This window comes from Pseudomonas sp. TH08 (genome assembly GCF_016651275.1).
In the GTDB taxonomy this organism is placed as follows: Bacteria; Pseudomonadota; Gammaproteobacteria; order Pseudomonadales; family Pseudomonadaceae; genus Aquipseudomonas.
In genome coordinates this window covers 30965-53885 of sequence record NZ_JAEKEE010000002.1, presented here as the reverse complement: position 1 = coordinate 53885, position 22921 = coordinate 30965, and the positions used below count along the sequence as shown (strand labels likewise).

Genomic DNA, 22921 nt, shown 5'->3' with positions numbered 1-22921 from the left:
AGCTCCTACAGGAAACGCATTCCACTGTAGGAGCTGCCGAAGGCTGCGATCTTTTTGTGCGGACAATCCGGTCTTAACGACGACCCATAACCACCGCGTCACGACGGCTGCCCGAGACCTTGCGGCAGTGCACCAGCGCATCGCGAATCATGAAGTTGACCAGGGTCGGCGAGACGCCGAGTTCCTTGGCGATGTCCTTCTGCGGCACGCCGTGCAGGCGGTACATCTCGAACGCATAGCGGGTGCGGCTGGGCAGCTCGGTCAGCGCATCAGCGATGTTTTCCAGAGTCGAAAAGTTGATGTGCGAGATTTCCGGCGAAGCACCCTGAATAACCACGTTCAGCCCTTCCTCTTCAGGGCCGGCGTACTTCTGCTCCAGCGCCTGTTTGCGGTAGTGATCAATGGCGAGGTTGCGCACGATCTGGAACAGATAACTCAGTTGAGCCTTGATCGACGACGTGATCGGCGGCGCCGATTGCAGGCGGAAAAACGCATCCTGCACCACATCTTCGGCACGTGACCGGCAGCCGGTAATGCGGGCTGCAATCTTGACCAGAATCAGTCGATTGTCGACGAATGCCTGAAGTAGCGGTGAATCGCACCTGCTTGTGGATACTTGTTCCGTCATGGAAATCACCTTGCTGCCAAATAGGTTAGTGGGACGCCTGGGGGGACGAGGCCGTCCTACACATCGAGCGACAAATTAGGTTGAATGATAATGATTGTCAAATGAGAAAGAGAAGTAATGATCCAAACAGGTGCGATGTGAGAACTGCGACACGCTGCCGCATCCCGGCCCCATTGGCGTTCCAGCCTGCCGACTAATTATTTCCAGACGTCATCCGTTCTCATTGGTGAATGGTTGCGGGTGAAGAGTCCCGACCAGACAGCATTCCAATGCCTTGCGCGGTCGGCGTAGACCGCGCCCTGCATGCCCTTTGAAGGGTGTGACGCAGCAAACCCGATTCCACTAGCAAGCCGAATTCAGGCAGGAAACCTCATGACCGACGCGTTCGAACTCCCCAGCACTCTGGTCCACGCCCTGCAGCGCCGTGCGGCGTTGACACCGGATCAACTGGCCTTGCGTTTTCTGGCTGAAAACGAAGAGCAGGCTGTGGTACTCAGTTATCGCGAACTCGATCAGCGCGCACGTACCATCGCCGCGGCGTTGCAGGCCGAGGCTGAGTTCGGCGGTCGCGCGGTGCTGCTGTTTCCCAGTGGCCCGGACTACGTTGCGGCGTTCTTCGGTTGCCTGTACGCCGGCGTGATCGCGGTGCCGGCTTACCCGCCGGAGTCTGCACGCCGTCATCATCAGGAGCGTCTGCTGTCGATCATCGCCGACGCCGAGCCGCGTCTGTTGCTGACCAGCGCTGACCTGCGCGACGCCTTGCAGCAGATCGAAGGCGCACCGCCGCTGTTGTGTGTCGATACCCTCGACAGCGCGCTGGCCGAGAAGTGGGTCGAGCCCGGCCTGGCGCAGGATCACATCGCCTTCCTGCAATACACCTCCGGCTCCACCGCGCTGCCCAAAGGCGTGCAGGTCAGCCACGGCAACCTGGTCGCCAACGAGCTGTTGATCCGTCACGGCTTCGGCATCGACGTCAACCCGGACGACGTCATCGTCAGCTGGTTGCCGCTGTACCACGACATGGGTTTGATCGGTGGTTTGCTGCAGCCTGTTTTCAGTGGTGTGCCGTGCATTCTGATGTCGCCGGGGTACTTCCTTGGTCGGCCGTTGCGCTGGCTCGAAGCAATCAGCCAATACGGCGGCACCATCAGCGGCGGGCCGGATTTCGCCTACCGTTTGTGCAGTGAGCGAGTCAGCGAGTCGGCGCTTGAACGCCTTGATCTGAGCCGTTGGCGCGTGGCCTATTCCGGTTCCGAACCGATCCGCCTCGACACCCTCGAACGCTTCGCCGAGAAGTTCACTGCGTGCGGTTTCAGCGAAGACAGTTTCATGGCTTCGTACGGTCTGGCCGAAGCGACCCTGTTCGTTGCCGGTACACCACGAGGCACCGGCATTCCAGCGTTGCGCGTGGACGATCAGGCGCTGGCGCAAAACCGTGCCGAGCCGGGTGACGGCAGCCCGATCATGAGTTGCGGCATCAGCCAGCCGGAGCATGCGGTGATGATCGTTGAGCCGATCAGTCTCGAAGAACTCGCCGATAACGCTGTCGGTGAAGTCTGGGCTGCCGGCCCGAGCATCGCCCACGGCTACTGGCGTAACCCCGAAGCCAGCGCCAAGACGTTCGTCCAGCACGCCGGCCGCACTTGGCTGCGTACCGGTGACCTGGGCTTTGTCCGTGACGGTGAGCTGTTCATCACCGGCCGTTTGAAAGACATGCTGATCGTGCGCGGACACAACCTCTATCCGCAGGACATCGAGAAGACCGTCGAGAATGAAGTGGAAGTGGTGCGCAAGGGCCGCGTCGCTGCATTCGCGGTCAGCCAGAATGGCGAGGAGGGCATCGGCATCGCCGCGGAAATCAGCCGCAGCGTGCAGAAAATCCTGCCGCCGGAAGCGTTGATCAAAGCCATCCGCCAAGCTGTGGCCGAGGCTTATCAGGAAGCGCCGAGCGTGGTGGTGCTGCTCAATCCGGGCGCGTTGCCGAAAACCTCCAGCGGCAAATTGCAGCGTTCGGCGTGCCGTAATCGCCTGGCCGATGGCAGCCTCGACAGCTACGCAGTGTTCCCGTCGACCGCAGCCGAAACCGCAGCGTCGAGCACCAGCGTCTCTGAACTCGAAGCGCTGATCGGCAAGATCTGGGCCGAGCAACTCAACGTCAAACAGGTCAACGCCGACGACCACTTCTTCCTGCTCGGCGGCAACTCGATCGCCGCCACGCAAGTCATCGCCAAGGTGCGTGAAGAGCTCGGTCTGGAGCTCAGCCTGCGCCTGTTGTTCGAGGCACCGACGCTGTCCGCGTTCGCCGCTGCGGTGGCGCAACAGCAACAGGATGGTGGCAGTGCCCAAGGCGCAATCAGCGCGTTGTCGCGCAGCGAGCCGATGCCGCAATCGCTGGCGCAAAACCGTCTGTGGATCACCTGGCAGCTCGACCCGCAAAGCAGCGCCTACAACATTCCCGGCGCCCTGCGTTTGCGCGGCGAACTGGACGAAGACGCCTTGCGCGCCAGCTTCCAGCGACTGATCGAACGCCACGAATCCTTGCGTACGCGATTCTTCGAACGTGACGGCGTGGCCCTGCAACAAGTCGATGCAGCTACCGAGTTCAACCTGCAACTGATCGATCTCAGCGACTTGCCGGCCCACGAGCGTGAAGCCCGTGCCCAGCAGATCCGCGAAGACGAAGCGCATACCCGGTTTGACCTGGAAAAAGGCCCGCTGCTGTGGGTGACACTGGTCCGCCTCGATGACGAAGATCACCAACTGCTGGTGACGCTGCACCACATCATCGCCGACGGCTGGTCGCTCAATGTTTTGCTCGACGAATTCTCGCGCCTGTACGCCGCTGCAGCGCAAGGCGCGACCGCCAACCTCGCGCCGCTGCCCACCCAGTATGCCGACTACGGCAGTTGGCAGCGTCAATGGCTGGCGCAAGGTGAAGGTGAGCGGCAACTGGCGTATTGGAAAACGCAGTTGGGCGACGAGCATCCAACCCTGGAACTGGCCAGCGATCACCCGCGTTCTGCGCAGCAGGTTCACAGCGCCGCACGCCACAGCGTACGTCTGAGCGTCAGCCTTAGTGAGGCGATCCGCACGACCGCGCAGGCCCACGATTCGACACCGTTCATGTTGTTGCTCGCGGCATTCCAGAGCCTGCTGCATCGCTACAGCGGCCAACGTGATATCCGCATCGGCGTGCCGAACGCCAACCGTCCGCGCCTGGAAACCCAGGGCCTGATCGGCTTCTTCATCAACACCCAAGTGCTGCGTGCTGAGGTCGATTCGCGTACGCCGTTCAGCGAATTGCTGGCGCAGGCTCGCCAAACCACCCTCGGTGCCCAGGCACATCAGGATCTGCCATTCGAACAACTGCTCGAAGCCTTCCCGCAGGCCCGCGAACAAGGTTTGTTCCAGGTCATGTTCAACCATCAGCAACGCGACCTCAGCGCGCTGAAACGCCTGCCGGGTCTGCTCGCCGAAGAACTGCCGTGGCACAGCCGCGAAGCCAAGTTCGACCTGCAACTGCACAGTGAAGAGGACCGTAATGGTCGCCTGACGCTGTCATTCGACTACGCCAACGAACGGTTCGACGCCGCGACCATCGCGCGTCTGGCCGAACACTTCAGCAATCTGCTGCGCGATGTTTGCGAGCAACCGCAGCGTGCTGTCGGTGATCTGCAAATGCTCAATGCCATTGAGCACGATCAGCACACAGACTGGAGCGTCGCCCCGTGCGCCAAGGCTGAGCAATGGCTGCCGGAAATGCTAAACGAACAAGTCCGTCAGACCCCGGAGCGCACCGCGCTGGTGTGGGACGGTGGCAGCCTCGACTTCGCCGAACTGCACACGCAATCCAACCGCCTCGCGCACTACCTGCGAGACAAAGGCGTCGGCCCCGACGTTTGTGTGGCCATCGCCGCCGAGCGCTCGCCGCAACTGCTGGTCGGCCTGCTGGCGATCATCAAGGCCGGTGGCGCCTATGTGCCGCTGGACCCGGATTACCCGGCCGAACGCCTGGCTTACATGCTCAGCGACAGCGGTGTTGAACTGCTCCTGACCCAGACCGAATTGCTCGAGCGTTTGCCGGCCAGCGAAGGCGTCAGCGTTATCGCCATGGATGCATTGCACCTGGAAAAGTGGCCGAGCCAGGCACCGGGCTTGCACTTGCATGGCGACAACCTCGCCTATGTGATTTACACCTCGGGCTCCACTGGCCAACCGAAAGGCGTCGGCAATACCCACGCAGCACTGGCCGAACGTCTGCAATGGATGCAGAACACTTATCGCTTGAATGAAACCGATGTGCTGATGCAAAAAGCCCCGATCAGTTTCGACGTGTCGGTGTGGGAGTGCTTCTGGCCGCTGATCAGTGGTGCGCGTTTGCTGATTGCCGGCCCCGGCGAGCACCGCGATCCGCACCGCATCGCCCAGCTTGTGCAAGCGCACGGCGTGACCACGCTGCACTTTGTGCCGCCACTGCTCTCGCTTTTCATCGACGAGCCGCTGAGCGCCGAATGCACCAGCCTGCGCCGCGTGTTCTCCGGCGGCGAAGCGTTGCCGGCCGAACTGCGCAACCGCGTACTGGCGCAACTGCCGGCGGTGCAATTACACAACCGTTATGGCCCGACCGAAACCGCGATCAACGTCACCCATTGGCATTGCACCACAGCCGATGGCGAGCGCTCGCCGATTGGCCGGCCGCTGGGCAACGTGGTTTGCCGCGTGCTCGATAGCGATCTCAACTCGGTGCCGGCGGGTGTGCCGGGTGAGCTGTGCATCAGCGGTATCGGTCTGGCTCGCGGCTACCTTGGCCGTCCCTCGTTAACTGCCGAGCGTTTCGTCGTTGATCCACTGGGCGAGCAGGGCGCACGTTTGTACCGCACCGGTGACCGCGCACGCTGGACGTCCGATGGCGTGATCGAATACCTCGGCCGTCTCGATCAGCAGGTCAAGCTGCGTGGCTTCCGTGTCGAACCGGAAGAAATCGAAGCCCGTTTGCTCGCTCAGGAAGGCGTCGCCCAAGCCGTGGTGCTGGTGCGCGAAACCGCCGTTGGCGCACAACTGATCGGTTACTTCACCGCGACTGACGTCAGCGAAGATCAGGACGCGCAAATCGCCCGGCTGAAAACCGCACTGGCCGCCGAGCTGCCGGAGTACATGGTGCCGGCGCAACTGATGCGTCTGGACGCAATGCCCTTGAGCCCCAGCGGCAAACTCGACCGCCGCGCCTTGCCTGAACCGCAGTGGCAAGTGCGTGAGCACGTCGAACCGGTCACCGAACTGCAGCAACAGATCGCCGCGATCTGGCGCGAAGTGCTCGGCCTGGCGCAAGTCGGTCTGCGCGACGACTTCTTCGCCCTCGGCGGTCACTCGCTGCTGGCCACGCAAATCATCTCGCGCAGCCGTCAGGCCTGCGACGTCGAACTGCCGTTGCGCGCCTTGTTCGAGCACAGCGAACTCGGTGATTTCGCCGAGCAGATCCGCTTGATCCAGGCCAGCGGCCGCACCAATAAACAGCCGCCAATCGACAAAGTCGACCGCAGCCAACCGGTGCCGCTGTCGTATTCACAACAGCGCATGTGGTTCCTCTGGCAGATGGAACCGGACAGCCCGGCGTACAACGTCGGCGGTATGGCGCGCCTGCGTGGTGTGTTGCATGTCGAGCGTTTCGAGTCGGCGTTGCAAGCGCTGATCCTGCGTCACGAAACCCTGCGCACCACGTTCCCGAGCGTTGATGGCGTCGCCCGTCAGCAGGTACATGCCGAGACTGGCGTGCGCATGGGCTGGAAGGATTTCTCAAAACTTGGCGCCGATGTGCGCGAGCAGAAGGTTCAGCAACTGGCCGACGAAGAGGCGCATCAGCCATTCGATCTGGAAACCGGGCCGCTGCTGCGTGCCTGTCTGGTGAAGACCGCCGAGCACGAACATTACTTCGTCCTGACTCTGCACCACATCGTCACCGAAGGCTGGGCGATGGATATTTTCGCCCGCGAACTCAGCGCGCTTTACGAAGCGTTTGTCGATGACCGCGATTCGCCGCTGGAACCACTGCCGGTGCAATACCTCGACTACAGCGTCTGGCAGCGTAACTGGCTGGAGTCCGGTGAGCGTCAACGCCAACTCGACTACTGGACCACGCAACTCGGCCGTGAACATCCGTTACTGGAATTGCCCGGCGATCGTCCGCGTCCGCCGGTGCAGAGCCATCAGGGCGAACTGTTCCGCTTCGACCTCAGCGACGATCTCGCCGCTCGCGTACGTGCGTTCAATGCAAAAAATGGTCTGACCCTGTTCATGACCATGACTGCCGCGCTTGCCACACTGCTCTACCGCTACAGTGGCCAGACCGATTTGCGCATCGGCGCGCCGGTGGCCAACCGTATCCGCCCGGAAAGCGAAGGGCTGATCGGTGCGTTCCTCAACACCCAGGTGCTGCGTTGCCAGCTCGACGGGATGATGTCGGTCGGCGAATTGTTCGAGCAGGTGCGCCACACCGTGATCGAAGGCCAGTCGCATCAGGATCTGCCGTTCGATCATCTGGTCGAAGCCCTGCAGCCACCGCGCAGTGCCGCGTACAACCCGCTGTTCCAGGTGATGTGCAACGTGCAGCGCTGGGAATTCCAGCAGAGCCGAATGCTCGCCGGCATGACCGTCGAGTACCTGGCCAACGATGCGCGAGCGACCAAATTCGACCTCAACCTGGAAGTCACCGACCTCGACCATCGCCTCGGTTGCTGCCTGACTTACAGCACCGATTTGTTCGATGAACCGACCATCGCGCGCATGGCCAAACATTGGCGCAACTTGCTCGAAGCGCTGATTGCCGATCCGCAACAACGTCTCAGCGAATTGCCGCTGCTCGATGTGCCTGAGCAACAGCAGTTGCTCGACAGCCTCGGCATCGAGCCGGGCGAGCATCGTCTCGACCAGTGCATCCATCACCTGTTCGCCGAACAGGCACTGGCGCGCAAAGACGCGCCGGCCCTGACCTTCGCCGGGCAGACCCTGAGCTATGCCGAACTGGATGCCCGCGCCAATCGCCTGGCCTGGGCTCTGCGTGAGCGCGGGGTTGGCCCGCAAGTGCGGGTCGGTCTGGCGCTGGAGCGTTCGCTGGAAATGGTCATCGGCCTGCTGGCGATTCTCAAGGCTGGCGGCGCCTATGTGCCGCTCGACCCGGAATACCCGCTCGACCGCTTGCACTACATGATCGAAGACAGCCGCATCGGCCTGCTGCTCAGCGACCGTGCAATGTTCAAAGCCCTTGGTGATTTGCCGTCGAGCGTGGCGCGCTGGAGTCTTGAGGAAGACAGCGCGGCACTGGCCGATTACCCGGCCACCGAGCTGCCATTTATCAGCTTGCCGCAGCATCAGGCGTATCTGATCTACACCTCGGGTTCGACCGGCAAGCCTAAAGGCGTGGTGGTTTCCCACGGCGAAATCGCCATGCACTGCCAAGCCGTTATCGAACGCTTCGGCATGCGCCCGGACGACTGCGAGCTGCACTTCTATTCGATCAACTTCGACGCTGCTACAGAACGTTTGCTGGTGCCGCTGCTCAGCGGCGCGCAAGTGGTGCTGCGAGCACAAGGCCAATGGGACGCGGAAGAAATCTGCGGTTTGATCCGTACGCATAAAATCAACGTGCTCGGTTTCACCCCGAGCTACGGCAGCCAGTTGGCGCAGTTCCTGGCGACGCAAAACGACATCCTGCCGGTGCGGATGATCATCACTGGCGGCGAAGCGTTGACCGGTGAGCACCTGCAACGCATTCGCGCAGCGTTCAAACCGTCGATGTTCTTCAACGCCTACGGCCCGACCGAAACCGTGGTCATGCCACTGGCCAGTCTGGCGCCGGAGATGCTGGAAGAGGGCGCCGGCAGCGTGCCGATCGGCAGCGTTATCGGCGCGCGCGTGGCGTACATTCTCGACGCCGATCTGGCGCTGGTGCCGCAAGGCGCGACCGGTGAATTGTTCGTCGGCGGCGCGGGTTTGGCGCAGGCGTATCACGACCGTCCGGGCATCACTGCCGAACGTTTTGTCGCTGACCCGTTCGCCACCGATGGCGGGCGCATGTACCGCACCGGCGACCTGGTGCGCCAGCGTGCCGATGGTTTGGTGGAATACCTGGGACGGATCGACCATCAGGTGAAGATCCGCGGTTTCCGTATCGAACTGGGCGAAATCGAAACGCGCCTGCTCGATCACGATTCGATTCGCGAAGCCGTGGTACTGGCACTGGATGCGCCGAGCGGCAAGCAACTGGTTGGCTATCTGGTGACCGAAGTTGCTGAGCAAAACGAAGCCAAGCAGGCTGAACTGCGCGACGCGCTCAAGTCGCATCTCAAGACGCAACTGCCGGATTACATGGTGCCGACGCATCTGATCCTGCTGGCGAGCATGCCGCTGACCGCCAATGGCAAACTCGACCGCCGTGCCTTGCCAGCGCCGGACCCGGAGCTGAACCGTCAGGACTACGTCGCCCCAAGCAACGAGCTGGAGCAGACCCTGGCGCAGATCTGGTGCGAGGTGCTCAACGTCGAGCAGGTCGGCCTCAACGACAACTTCTTCGAGTTGGGTGGCGATTCGATTCTGTCGATTCAAGTGGTCAGCCGCGCCCGCCAGCAAGGCATTCATTTCAGCCCGCGTGACCTGTTCCAGCATCAGACTGTGCAGACACTTGCTGCTGTGGCCAGCCGCACCGAGCAAGTGACGGCCGAGCAAGGTCTGGTGACCGGTGAATCGCGTTTGACGCCGATTCAGCATTGGTTCTTCGACACGGAAATCCCTGAGCGTCAGCACTGGAACCAGGCTTTGCTGCTGGAGCCGGCTGTGGCCCTCGAACCGCATCGTCTGGAGCAGGCGCTGCTGGCGGTGATTGAGCAGCATGATGCTTTACGGCTGCGTTTCAGCGAGGTCAACGGCCAGTGGCAAGCGACACATCAACCGGTGTCCGATGGCGCGGTGTTGTGGCAAGTACGCGTGCCGTCGATGGACAAGTGCGCAGCGCTGTTCGCCGATGCCCAGCGCAGCCTTGATCTGGAAAACGGCCCGCTGGTTCGCGCCTTGCTGGTAGACGGCCCTGAGGGTCAGCAACGGCTGTTTATCGCGATCCATCACTTGGTGGTCGACGGTGTTTCGTGGCGTGTGTTGCTCGACGATGTGCAAACGGTGTATCGCCAACTGGATGCCGAACAGGCGGTGAAGCTGCCGGCAAAAACCAGTGCCTTCAAAGACTGGGCGGCACGTTTGCAGGCTTATGCCGGCAGCGAATCCCTGCGCGAAGAACTCAACTGGTGGCAGACCCAACTGGCCGGCCCGAACGCTGATCTGCCGTGCGAAAACCCGCAGGGCGGCCAGCAGAACCGCCACGCCCAAACCGTTAGCGTGCGCCTCGATGCCGAGCACACCAGACAGTTGCTGCAACAGGCGCCGGCCGCCTATCGCACTCAGGTCAACGACCTGTTGCTGACCGCGCTGGCCCGCGTGCTGTGCCGCTGGAACGGTCAGCCGTCGGCGCTGATTCAACTGGAAGGCCATGGCCGCGAAACCCTGTTCGACGAGATCGACCTGACTCGCACCGTTGGCTGGTTCACCAGCGCTTATCCATTACGCTTGACCCCGCACAACGTCGAAGACGCTGCCGGGCAGGGCGCTTCGATCAAAGCAATCAAAGAGCAACTGCGCGCCGTGCCGCACAAAGGCCTCGGTTATGGTGTGCTGCGTTATCTCGCCGACGACCTCAGCCAGCGCAGCATGGCCGCGCTGCCGCATGCGCCGGTCACGTTCAACTACCTCGGCCAGTTCGACCAGAGTTTCGGCAACGATGCGCTGTTCCGTCCGCTGGATGAGCCGGTCGGTGCTGCCCACGATCCGCAGGCGCCATTACCGAACGAGTTGAGCATCGACAGCCAGGTTTACGGCGGTGAATTGCTCTTGCGCTGGACCTTCAGCGCCGAGCGTTACGAAGCGCAGACCATCAGCGATCTGGCCGATGCCTACCTCGGCGAGCTGCAAAACCTGATCACCCATTGCCTGCAAGACGAGGCCGGTGGCCTGACGCCGTCGGACTTCCCGCTGGCCAGGCTGACACAGGCGCAACTCGACGCCTTGCCGGTGCCCGCCGCGCACATCGAAGACGTCTATCCGCTGACGCCGATGCAGGAAGGCATGTTGCTGCACACCTTGCTCGAACCGGGCACTGGCCTCTACTACATGCAGGATCGCTACCGCATCAACAGCGAACTCGACCCTGAGCGTTTCGCCCAGGCCTGGCAAGCGGTGGTCGCCCGTCATGAAGCGTTGCGTGCGTCGTTCTGCTGGAATGTCGGCGAAGACATGCTGCAAGTGATCCATACGCCGGGCCGTACGCCAATCGAGTATCTGGACTGGAGCGCCATCGCCGAAACCGAGCAGGAGCCGAAGCTGCAAGCGCTGCTGAAAAGCGAGCGCGAGGCCGGTTTCGATCTGCTCAATCAGGCGCCGTTCCACCTGCGCCTGATCAAGGTCGGTGCGGCGCGTTACTGGTTCATGATGAGCAACCACCACATCCTTATCGACGCCTGGTGCCGCTCGTTGTTGATGAACGACTTCTTCGAGATCTACACCGCTCTGGGTGAAGGTCGCGATGCACAGCTTGCCGTGCCGCCGCGTTATCGCGATTACATCGGCTGGCTGCAACGCCAGAGCCTGGCGCAAGCGCGGCAGTGGTGGCAGCAGAACCTGCAAGGGTTCGAGCGCACCACGCCGATCCCGAGCGACCGGCCGTTCCTGCGTGAACACGCTGGTGAAAGCGGCGGCATGATCGTCGGCGACCGCTACACCCGGCTCAATGTCGAGGACGGTGCGCGTCTGCGAGAACTGGCGCAGGCGCATCAGTTGACCATCAACACCTTCGCCCAAGCGGCGTGGGCGCTGGTGTTGCGGCGCATGAGCGGTGATCGCGACGTGCTGTTCGGCGTGACCGTGGCCGGGCGTCCGGTGGACATGCCGGAGATGCAACGCACCGTCGGCCTGTTCATCAACAGTATTGCGCTGCGGGTGAAAATGCCTGAGGACGATCAGCGCGCCAGCGTCCGTCAGTGGCTGAGCGGTTTGCTCGACAGCAACATGCAACTGCGTGAGTACGAATACCTGCCATTGGTGAACATCCAGGAACAGAGCGAATTGCCGAAAGGCCAGCCGCTGTTCGACAGTCTGTTTGTCTTCGAAAACGCCCCGGTGGAAGTGTCGGTACTGGATCGCGCGCAGAGCCTGAATGCGACCTCGGACTCCGGTCGAACCCACACCAACTTCCCGCTGACGGCAGTGTGTTATCCAGGCGATGACCTGGGTCTGCACCTGTCTTATGACCAGCGCTACTTCGACGAATCGACCATCGAGCGCATGCTCGGCGAGTTCAAGCGTCTGCTGCTGGCGCTGGTCGATGGTTTCCATGGCGACATGGCTGACTTGCCGCTGCTGGGCGTCGAGGAACAGGACTTCCTGCTCCACGGGTGCAACCAGAGTGCCCACGATTATCCGCTGGAGCAGAGTTACGTTGCGCTGTTCGAAGCACAGGTTGCCGCGCATCCGCAGCGCATCGCCGCGACGTGCCTTGATCAGCAGCAGAGCTATGCAGAGCTGAACCACAGCGCCAACCGTCTCGGCCATGCACTGGTCGCCGCCGGCGTGCAGATGGATCAACCGGTGGCGCTGCTCGCCGAGCGTAATCTCGATCTGCTGGGCATGATCATCGGCAGCTTCAAGGCCGGTGCGGGTTATCTGCCGCTGGATCCGGGCCTGCCGAGCCAGCGTCTGCAACGCATCATTGAGCTGAGTCGCACGCCGGTACTGGTCTGCAGCGAAGCCTGTCGCGGCCAGGCGCAGACCTTGCTGGATGAATTCAGCTGCGCCAATCGTCCACGCTTGCTGGTGTGGGAAGAGGTTCAAGCGGCGGCGAACTCGGCGCAGAACCTAGGCATTTACAACGCCCCGGACAACCTCGCTTACGTGATCTACACCTCGGGCTCCACCGGCCTGCCGAAAGGCGTGATGGTCGAGCAGCGCGGCATGCTCAATAACCAGTTGAGCAAGGTGCCGTACCTGAATTTGAGTGACGCCGACGTCATCGCGCAGACCGCTTCGCAAAGCTTCGACATTTCCGTCTGGCAGTTCCTCGCCGCGCCGCTGTTCGGCGCGCGTGTGGACATCGTGCCGAACACCATCGCCCACGATCCGCAAGGTTTGCTGGTGCACGTGCAGGCGCAGGGCATCACCGTGCTGGAGAGCGTACCGTCGCTGATTCAGGGCATGCTCGCCTCGGAGCGCCTGAGCCTCGACGGCTTGCGCTGGATGCTGCCGACCGGCGAAGCGATGCCGCCGGAACTGGCGCACCAATGGCTGCTGCGTTACCCGGACATCGGTCTGGTCAACGCTTACGGCCCGGCCGAATGCTCGGATGACGTGGCGTTTTATCGCGTCGACATGGCCTCGACTCGCGGCAGTTATTTGCCGATTGGTACACCGACCGACAACAATTTGTTGTACCTGGTCGATGGTGCGCTGGAACTGGTGCCCCTGGGCGCGGTGGGTGAGTTGTGCGTGGCCGGGACTGGCGTCGGTCGCGGTTATGTCAGCGATCCGCTGCGCACCGCCCCAGTGTTTGTGCCGAACCCGTTCGGCGCGCCGGGCGAGCGTCTGTATCGCACCGGTGACCTGGCGCGCCGCCGCAGTGATGGAGTGCTGGAATACGTTGGCCGCGTCGACCATCAAGTGAAGATTCGCGGTTACCGCATCGAGCTGGGTGAAATCGAAGCACGCCTGCATGAACAGCCGGAAGTGCGCGATGGCGCAGTGGGTGTGCAGGAAGGCGTAAACGGTAAGCACTTGGTCGGCTATCTGGTCGCTGCTGACACCGCGCTGAATCCAAGCGAACGTCTGGAGCGGATCAAACAGCGGCTGCGTGCCGAACTGCCGGAATACATGGTGCCGCTGCACTGGTTGTGGCTCGATCAACTGCCGTTGAATGCCAACGGCAAACTGGATCGCAAAGCCCTGCCGGCGCTGGAGATCGGCCAGTTGCAGAGCCACGACTATCTGGCGCCACGCAATGATCTTGAACAGACGTTGGCGGACATTTGGGCCGAGGTGCTGAAGGTCGAGAAGGTCGGTGTGCGCGACAACTTCTTCGAGCTTGGCGGCCATTCGTTGCTGGCCACGCAGATCGCCTCACGGGTGCAGAAAACCCTGCAACGCGACGTGCCGCTGCGGGCGATGTTCGAGTGCAGCACGGTGGAGGAGTTGGCCGAGTACATTGATGGACTGGCGGCGAGTGAGATTACCGAGGAGAAGGTTGACCGCTTGAATGATCTGATGGCGGAACTGGAGGGGCTCTAGTTTTTTTGGTGTCTGTACCGGCCTCATCGCGAGCAGGTTCACTCCTACAGTTGGAATACGTTCCCCTGTAGGAGTGAGCCTGCTCGCGATCGGGGCCGGCACATTTTTAGACATTTCCCCGATTGACGATCAGGAACCGGCAGCTCAGTCTGCCGGTTCTGTTTTTTACCGCGCAGGTGAATCGATGCCCTTTTTCACGGTTGACGGACAAGCATTGCATTACATCGATCAAGGCAGCGGCCCGGCAGTCTTGCTGGCCGGCAGTTATCTGTGGGATCAGGCCATGTGGGCGCCGCAGATCGCCGCGTTATCGCCCCATTACCGGGTGATTGCCCTCGATCTGTGGGGCCACGGCGAGTCAGGGCGGTTACCCGAAGGCACGACATCACTGGACGACATCGCCCGTCAGGCGCAGGCGCTGCTCGATCATCTGGACATCGATCAGGTCACGCTCGTTGGCTTGTCGGTCGGTGGCATGTGGGGCGCACGTCTGGCGTTGGCTGCACCGCAGCGGATCAACGGTCTGGTGCTGATGGATACCTATCTCGGCATCGAGCCGGAACCTACCCTTCAATACTATTTCTCGCTGTTCAAGCAGATCGAAGACAGCGGCGAAATCTCCGAGCAACTGCTCGACATCGTCGTGCCGATTTTCTTCCGTCCCGGTATTGATCCACAGTCGGCGCTGTATCAGGGTTTTCGCGCGAAACTGGCGGCCTATTCGTCTGATCGACTGCGCGAAAGCATCGTGCCGATGGGGCGCATCACTTTTGGCCGCAATGATCTGTTGCCGCGCCTGAGCGAGTTGGATGCAGCCAGAACATTGGTGCTGTGCGGCGATCAGGACAAACCACGGCCACCGTCAGAAGCAAAGGAAATGGCCGAGTTGATTGGCTGCCCGTGCGTGCTGGTGCCGCAGGCGGGGCATATTTCCAATCTGGAAAACCCGGAGTTTGTCACGGAGGTGTTGTTTAGCTTCCTCAGTGAGCGCAACCGACACACCGAGTAATCGGTCATCATCGGATCGCGCCTGAAGACAAGTCCGCTCCCACAGTGACCGAAGTGATCACAAATTCTGTGTAAATCACAAAAATCTGTGGGAGCGGGCTTGCCCGCGAAGAGGCCAGATCAGGCAATAAAGCTTTGTGCGTTATTTAGGTCCGAGAATCTGCGCCAGCTTCTCCGGCGACGGCGCCCCTTGTTGCTGTTGCAACTCGCCCTTGGCATCCATATAGAAAATCGCCGGAGTGGCCTGCAAATCCAGGTCTTCCATCAACTGCATGTTCGCTGCCAGTTTGGTCTGCACCGCTGCCGGGATATCTTTCAACGCCTTGAGCGAGCTGCCCTTGCCAGCCTTTTCGTGATCTTCCAGCGCCTTGCTCGGATCTTTGGCGGCCAGCAACGCGGCTGATTTGCCCGGACTGTCTTCGCGAATGATCCCGACCATGATGTGCCGCAGTTGCACCTTGCCGGCCTTGACCCACGGCCGCGCCTGTTCCCAGAACATGTTGCAGTACGGGCAGTTCGGGTCACTGAACAGGTAGACGGTGCGCGGTGCCTCTTTGTTGCCGTCCTGAATCCAGTTGCTCGCTTCGAACTTGGCCCAGACTTCTTTGGCCATCGGCGCATAGACCAGTTTTTGCAATGGTTCGCTGCTCAAGTCCTTGCCGTCGGCGTCGTACAGATTACCGAGCAGCACGTGTTTGCCGTCCGGCGTCAGGTACAGCGCCATGCCACGATTCTGATACTGCGCCGCGTAACCGCGCAGACCATCGGGCGCATCGAACTGACCGACGATTTTCGCGCCTTTGGCCTCGATCTGCTTGATCGCGGCCGGCAATTCTTCAGCAGCCTGCACCGACGGCAGGTGTAACAGGGCAGTGCCCAGGGTCAGCGTCAGCAGGTGGCGGAGGCGGGGCATGGCAGTTTCCTTGCAGAGGTGGCCGGTGCGGCAGCCGGAATCGAATGTGGGGTTGGGGTATCGAAGTTTTCCAGGGCGCGGGCCAGGCTGGCGTTCGATAGCTCCCCCAGGTGACTGCTCAGCAGTCGACCGTCGGGGCTATAGAACAGCGTAGTCGGCAATGCCATGGAGCCTACGGCCTGACCCAACCGACCGCTGCGGTCGAACAGCACGTTGTTCAGGCTCAGGCCCTGGGTTTCGAGGAACGTTGCGACGCTTTGCATGCTTTCGGCCTGATTGACGAACAGGAACGTCAGGTCAGGACGCTGCTGCTGAGCGTTTTCCAGTACCGGCATTTCGCGCCGGCAGGGCGGGCACCAGGTTGCCCACAGGTTGATCACCAGCGGACCACCCTGATAATCGCTGAGCTGGATGGTTTCCCCGGCCGCGTTACGCAGCGTGATATCCGGCAGTCGAGTGCCTTGTTCGTAGAGGTTCAGCGACAGCGTTGCCAACAACCAGAACAGCACGCCACTGGCAACGCCAAAACCCAATGGGCGACGCAAGCCCGGCCGACGCCAGCCGCGATACAGCGCGGCCAGCAGCAATACGATCACCCCCGGCCAGGCGAGAAAACCGCCGTCACGCAGATCGATGATCTGCCACGGATCGTTGCGATAGTGCGACCAGTACAGCAGCACAAACGCCACGCGCGCGGCCAGCATGCCCAGTAGAAACAGGCTGAACAGCGCCGACTCGGGGTTATCGCCACCACGTTTGGCCACCCGCCAGCCGACAAAGGTCGCCAGCGCCAGGGCGCTGATCAGCAGCAGGTGGTTAAGCGCGATGGCAAAGGTGCCGAGGGTGAAAGTCAGCATTAATTGGCGTCCCGGGTGGTGGCCCAGCGTTGCAGGAACGTCTCGGCATCGACTTCACCGGTGATGCGCTGGCTGCGCCGCTCTTCGCCATCGGCGCCGATCCAGACGAAACTCGGTGGCCCCGGCACTTTGTAGCGACCCAGCAATTCGCGGCTGGCGGCATTGTCGGCGGTGACATCCAGTCTGAGCAGGCGCACGTCGCTCAGCGCCTGCATGACCTTGTCTTTACCGAACACCTGTTTCTCCATGACTTTGCACGACACGCACCAGTCGGCGTAATAGTCGAGCAAGACCCATTGGCCCTGGGCTTTCGCCGCAGCAAGTTCGCTTTGCAATGCCGCAGGATCCTTGATCGTGGTGAACGCTTCATGGCCACTGGCTGAAGCGTTGACCGCGCGACCAGCGCTGTAAACCTGCAACGGCTGATACGGATCATCACTGCCGCCCGCCGCGCCGATTACCAGCAAACCGCCCCACAAACCCAACAACAAGGAGGTAGCGCCGAACAACTGGGCAACCCGGCCATAGCCTTCAGATTGTTTCCAGGCACAGAACGCGGCGATCAGCAGCAAGGCCCCGCACAAGCCCAGCCACAGGGACGGATCCAACACCGGGCGCAACATCAGCAGCGCGGTGGCGAGGAACAGGAAACCGAACACGCCCTTGAGCAAGTTCATCCAGTCGCCCGGTTTTGGCAGAAAGCGATTGCCCACCGTCACCAACAGCAACAGCGGCACACCGATACCGATGCCCAGCGAGAACAAAATCAGACCGCCGTGCAGGGCGTTACCGCTCTGCGCGATGTACAGCAGCGCACCCGCCAGCGGCGCAGTCATGCATGGGCCCACCAACAGACCGGACAGCGCGCCGAGCACCCCGGCGCCGATCAGGCTGCCACCGGTGCGACTGCGCGAGGCGTGTTCCAGTCGGTCACGCAGCGCGACCGGCAATTGCAGTTCAAAGAAACCGAACATCGGCAGCGCCAGCACCACAAACACTGCCGCAAAGGTGCCGAGCAACCAAGGGTTCTGCAACCAGGCCTGCAGGTTCGCGCCGAGCAGCGCGGCAATCACCCCCATCGCCGCATACACCAGGGCCATGCAGATCACATAACTGCTGGCCAGCGCAAAGCCACGACGCGGCGTTGCACCACTACCGACGATCATCCCGGCCAGAATCGGCAACATCGGCAACGTGCAAGGGGTGAAGGCCAGCAACAGGCCAAGGCCGAAAAACACCAGCAAACTCCAGCCCAGCGCGCGTTGTTGCAGGTTGCTGGCAAGGGCTTGATCCGGTGCTTCGGTGCTGGCGGCGACGGCGGCTTTGCCACCCAGATCAATCACCCTTGTTTGCGGCGGATAGCACAGACCGGCATCGGCACAGCCCTGATAGCTGACCTTGATCTGCCCGCTGGCCGAAGCCGGGATTTTCACTTCCAGGCCTTGGCGATACACCGGTTGTTCGCCGAAAAACTCATCGCTGTGCGATTCGCCTTGGGGCAATGCCGGCTGTTGTTCTGCCGTCAGTCCATCGAATTTCAGGCGTTTCTGATACAGGTAGTAGCCGTCGGTGATCTGCCAGAACAACTGGGTTTCACCGGATTCCAGGCGCTCGGAGGTGAGCACGAACGCCTTGTCGACCGGGAGAAATTCCGGTTTCGTCTCAAACGGGTTGTTCCCGGCCTGGGCCAGACTCGAAATCAGCAAAGCAAATAATAGAAAAAAACGACGCATGGAGGAGCCTTGTCCCTGTGCAAGTGTGGCGAACAATGGGGGCTAGAGATTAACCGATGATTAACCGCCATGCCCTTGTCGCAGTGGCGTTGGGGGCCATAATGTCAGCTTAATCGGCCAACGGCCTAATCTGCGTTTTTCTCCCGGAGCTCCCATGCACGTACTGGTTTGCGAAGACGATGAGCTGATTGCCAGCGGGATCGTTGCCGGGCTTACGGCTCAGGGTTTGACCGTCGAGCACGTCAACACCGCGTCCAAGGCACGGGCAATGCTGAAGGTCGCCGAATTCGACGTGATGGTGCTCGATCTCGGCCTGCCCGACGAAGACGGCCTCAAATTGCTCCAGCAGTTGCGCCAGAACGGCCTGGAAATTCCCGTACTGATTCTGACCGCACGCGATTCGGTCACCGACCGCGTGGATGGCTTGCAGGCCGGTGCTGACGATTACCTGCTCAAACCCTTCGACCTGCGTGAATTGTTCGCGCGGTTGCAAACCCTGTTGCGGCGCGTGGCCGGGCGCAGCGTCAACCTGATCGAACACGGCGCACTGACCTATGACCCGAGCAGCCGCGAAACCATGCTGGCCGGGCAACCGGTGGACTTGTCGCGACGCGAGCAATCGTTGTTGCAAGCGCTGTTGCACAATCGCGGTCGCGTGCTTTCCACCGAACAACTGAAGGACAGCGTCTACGGCTTCAACGATGAGCTGGAAAGCAACGCGCTCAACGTGCACATCCACCACCTGCGCAGCAAACTCGGTAAAGGTATCGTCGAAACCGTGCGCGGTCTGGGCTATCGCCTGGGCCCCGCCGATGGCGGAGATCAAGGCAAGTGATGAGTTTGCGATTGCGTCTGAGCCTGACCCTCGGCGCCGCGTTTGCGCTGATCTGGGCGCTGGCAGCGGCCTGGATGCTCAGCGACCTGCGCAATCAGATGATGTTCTCCCTCGACCAGCGCCTGGTGGCTTCGGCGCGGATGGTCGCCGGGCTGCTGGAGCAATTGCCGGCATTGCCGAGCAAAGGCGAGGGCACCCATTTCAGTGCCGAACAACTGAATATTCCCGGCGGCATGGCCTGTCAGGTCAGCTCGTTGCGCGGGGAAATACTCGCGCGCAGTCACAACCATCCCGAACAGGCACTGGAAGCCGAGAAAATGGGCTTCCACGATCAGATGATCGATGGCGCACCGTGGCGCAGTTTCACGCTGGCACGCGGCGATGTGCGCATCACCACGGCGGATCGGCAGATCGAGCGCGAAGCCCTGAACATGTCGATTCTGCTGGCCGCTTCAGTGCCGGTGGGCGTGGCGTTGCTCGGTTGTCTGTGCCTGCTGTGGCTGGGCATCGGCCAAGGCTTGGCGCCGCTCAATCGCCTGCGCGAAGCCTTGATGCGGCGCAATGCCGATTCGCTTGAACCGTTGCAATTGCAGTCCTTCCCCAGCGAATTGAAACCGCTGCTCGATACCCAGAACCAATTGTTCCAGCGCATCGGCAAAACCATCGAGCGCGAACGCCGCCTGACCGGGGACGCCGCCCATGAGCTGCGCAGCCCGTTGACGGCGATCAAGACTCACCTGCAAGTGGCGCGCATGACTGAAGGCAATGCCCGCGACCAATCGCTGGCAAAAGCCGAAGAGGGTGCCGACCGACTGCATCGCACCCTTGAGCAATTGCTGTTGCTGGCACGGGTCGAAGGCAGTCTGTCGTTCGACGACGGCTCGCAGTGCAGCGCCGAGCAAGTGGCCAGACTGGCGATTGCGGATGCTACGGGCGGTGAGCGCCTGCGGATCAAACTGCAACTGCCGGCAGAACTGTCGGCAGCGCCATTGCATATGCCCGCGGTGCTGTCGATTGCGGCGCTGCGCAATTTACTCGACAACGCCTTGCGTCATACACCGGAAGATTGTGCGGTCGAGTTGAGCCTGGAAACCATTGGCAATCGCGTGCGGTTTGTCGTGCGGGATCATGGCCCGGGCATTGCGCCGGATGATTTGCAGCACCTGACTCAACGCTTCTGGCGCAACGGCCAAAGCACCGGCTGCGGACTCGGCCTGGCGATCGTGCAAGCGATCGTTCAGCGTTGTGACTGCGCACTGCATTTCGACAGCCGCCCGGATGGCCTGCGCGTCGAACTGACGATGCCGTTGCAAGCAATCTGAACTCGCCACTATCCCTTGTAGGAGTGAGCCTGCTCGCGATAGCAATCGTTCAGTCCCATGAGTGTGGAATGAACCGACGCTATCGCTAGCAGGCTCACTCCTACAGGGGGCGGAACATCAAATGTAACCTCTCTCCATTAGTCATTCCGTGGCGGTGACGTTAAGGTCAGCCCCAGCCTTGACTCAATGGATTGAGGGAACAGCGCCATGGAAGCACCCATCTGCATTCGTCCGGCCGTCCTGGCCGACGCCGGCATCATCAGCCGCATCACCGAGCGCTCTATTCGCGTCGGTTGCGCATTCGATCACCGCAACGATCCCCAACGGGTTGACGACTGGCTCGCGCAACTGTCTGCCGAGAACATCAGTGGCTGGCTGGCCGACCCGCATTTTTATGTGAATGTCGCACTGCTGCGGGACAAACCGGTCGGCGTCGGCATGGCCACCACCACCGGGGATATCGCTTTCTGCTACGTGCAACCGGAATGGTTTCGCCGAGGCGCGGGGCGCGCGCTGATGGAAGATCTTCAGGGCTGGCTGCGCATTCGTGGCGTGCTTCACATCAACCTCATCAGTACCCGCACCGGCGAGGCTTTTTATCGCCGTCTGGGCTATCGCGAATCGGCGCAACCCATCACTCACAAAGGCTTGCAGACCCTGGCGATGCGCAAGTCATTCGACTCATCGGCCTGACAACTCGATCAAGGGTCTAAATCCTCAGGACTCTGAAGCGTTTCCAGAACAGGAAAACCTGCAAGTGCGCCCCGCGAACGGAACGCGCACCTGTCCGGTGTGCTGTTTTGGTCACTATTCATAGCCAATTGAGGGGTCGAGAGATGTCAGTCGCCACCAGCCTTATCGAAGAGTCGTCGGCCCGGGTCAGCTCGGTGCCGGCGGAAACGCTGTACCAGTTCAACGAGTCGCCGTTACTGGCCCGTCAGGCCCAGCAGGAATCCAACGCGCGCAGCTATCCGCGACGCATTCCACTGGCACTCAAACGTGCCAAAGGCCTGTACGTCGAAGACGTTGAAGGGCGCACTTTCATTGACTGCCTGGCCGGCGCCGGCACGCTGGCCCTGGGGCACAATCACCCGGTGGTGATCGAAGCCATCCAGCAAGTGCTGGCCGATGAGTTGCCGCTGCACACCCTCGACCTGACCACGCCGGTCAAGGATCAGTTCGTGCAGGATCTGTTCGCACTGCTGCCATCGGAATTGGCCGCGCAAGCGAAAATCCAGTTCTGTGGCCCGACCGGCACTGACGCGGTCGAAGCCGCGCTGAAACTGGTGCGCACCGCCACCGGTCGCAGCACGGTGCTGTCGTTTTCCGGTGGTTATCACGGCATGAGCCAAGGCGCATTGAGCCTGATGGGCAGCCTGGGGCCGAAAAAGCCCTTGGGTGCTCTGCTCAGCAGCGGCGTGCAGTTCATGCCGTTCCCGTACGACTACCGTTGCCCGTTCGGTCTCGGTGGCGCCGCGGGTGTCAAAGCCAACCTGAGCTACCTGGAAAACCTGCTCAACGATCCCGAAGCCGGCGTGCAACTGCCCGCGGCAGTGATCGTTGAAGCGGTACAGGGCGAGGGCGGCGTGATCCCTGCCGACATCGAGTGGCTGCGCGGTTTGCGCCAGATCACCGAGAAGGCTGGCGTCGCGCTGATCGTCGACGAGATCCAGAGCGGTTTCGCCCGTACCGGCAAGATGTTTGCCTTCGAACACGCCGGCATCACCCCGGACGTGGTGGTGCTGTCCAAAGCCATCGGCGGTAGCCTGCCGTTGGCGGTGGTGGTCTATCGCGAGTGGCTCGACACCTGGCAGCCAGGCGCTCACGCCGGCACCTTCCGTGGCAACCAGATGGCGATGGCCGCCGGTTCCGCGGTGATGCGTTATCTGGTCGAGCACAAGGTCTGCGAGCACGCGGCGGCGATGGGCGCTCGCTTGAGCGAACATTTGCACATCCTGCAACGCGACTTCGCGCAATTGGGTGACATTCGTGGGCGTGGCTTGATGCTCGGTGTCGAACTGGTTGACCCGAACGGCACGCCGGATGCGCTCGGTCATCCACCCGCGTTCGCGCGTCTGGCGCCACTGGTGCAGCGCGAGTGCCTCAAGCGTGGCTTGATTCTGGAGTTGGGCGGCCGGCATGGCGCAGTGGTGCGCTTCCTGCCGCCGCTGGTAATTACCGCCGCAGAAATCGACCGGGTCGCCGAGATCTTCGGCCGTGCCTTGGCCGCTGCCACCGCCGCTGAGTAAATTTT

10 protein-coding genes are annotated in these 22921 nt (G+C 61.6%); 6 read left to right on the top strand and 4 right to left on the bottom strand.

The features are described from left to right. Positions 1-73 precede the first annotated feature (73 nt). Complete coding sequence (locus JFT91_RS09840) at positions 74-628, bottom strand: RNA polymerase factor sigma-70 (RefSeq protein ID WP_201230751.1); 555 nt, start codon at positions 626-628, stop codon at positions 74-76. A gap of 372 nt (positions 629-1000) precedes the next feature. On the opposite strand from JFT91_RS09840, the gene JFT91_RS09835 reads away from it, so the two are divergent. Beyond that, positions 1001-13999, top strand: a complete 12999-nt coding sequence (locus JFT91_RS09835; RefSeq protein WP_201232282.1) for a non-ribosomal peptide synthetase — start codon at positions 1001-1003, stop codon at positions 13997-13999. A 184-nt stretch (positions 14000-14183) separates the two neighbouring features. Further along, positions 14184-15008 (top strand): alpha/beta fold hydrolase, encoded by an 825-nt coding sequence (locus JFT91_RS09830; protein ID WP_201232281.1) that lies wholly within the window; start codon positions 14184-14186, stop codon positions 15006-15008. A 141-nt stretch (positions 15009-15149) separates the two neighbouring features. Here JFT91_RS09830 and dsbG read toward each other — a convergent pair whose 3' ends face one another. From dsbG to dsbD, 3 genes are read right to left on the bottom strand one after another with little or no spacing between them, the layout of a single operon-like run. After that, positions 15150-15920: a thiol:disulfide interchange protein DsbG gene (dsbG, locus tag JFT91_RS09825; protein ID WP_201232280.1), complete on the bottom strand. Its 771-nt coding sequence runs from the start codon at positions 15918-15920 to the stop codon at positions 15150-15152. Beyond that, entirely contained in the window at positions 15896-16777 is an 882-nt protein-coding gene (locus tag JFT91_RS09820; RefSeq protein WP_201230747.1) for a TlpA disulfide reductase family protein, read from the bottom strand. Before JFT91_RS09820 ends, dsbG begins: the two co-directional genes overlap by 25 nt. Beyond that, positions 16777-18510, bottom strand: a complete 1734-nt coding sequence (gene dsbD / locus JFT91_RS09815; protein ID WP_201232279.1) for a protein-disulfide reductase DsbD — start codon at positions 18508-18510, stop codon at positions 16777-16779. Before dsbD ends, JFT91_RS09820 begins: the two co-directional genes overlap by 1 nt. Before the next feature lie 154 nt (positions 18511-18664). Here dsbD and JFT91_RS09810 point away from each other — a divergent pair, with 154 nt between their 5' ends. From JFT91_RS09810 to JFT91_RS09795, 4 genes are all read left to right on the top strand, one after another. Continuing rightward, entirely contained in the window at positions 18665-19345 is a 681-nt protein-coding gene (locus JFT91_RS09810; RefSeq protein ID WP_201230734.1) for a response regulator, read from the top strand. Beyond that, positions 19345-20667, top strand: a complete 1323-nt coding sequence (locus JFT91_RS09805; RefSeq protein WP_201232278.1) for an ATP-binding protein — start codon at positions 19345-19347, stop codon at positions 20665-20667. The genes JFT91_RS09810 and JFT91_RS09805 overlap by 1 nt, the downstream gene beginning before the upstream one ends. Before the next feature lie 207 nt (positions 20668-20874). After that, positions 20875-21360 carry a GNAT family N-acetyltransferase gene (locus JFT91_RS09800; RefSeq protein ID WP_201205406.1) on the top strand — a complete coding sequence of 162 codons (486 nt, stop codon included), beginning with the start codon at positions 20875-20877 and terminating at the stop codon, positions 21358-21360. A gap of 143 nt (positions 21361-21503) precedes the next feature. Next, the gene (locus JFT91_RS09795) at positions 21504-22916 is read left to right on the top strand and encodes an aspartate aminotransferase family protein (RefSeq protein WP_201230727.1); all 1413 of its coding nucleotides are present in this window, start codon (positions 21504-21506) and stop codon (positions 22914-22916) included. The last annotated feature ends 5 nt before the right edge of the window (positions 22917-22921 follow it).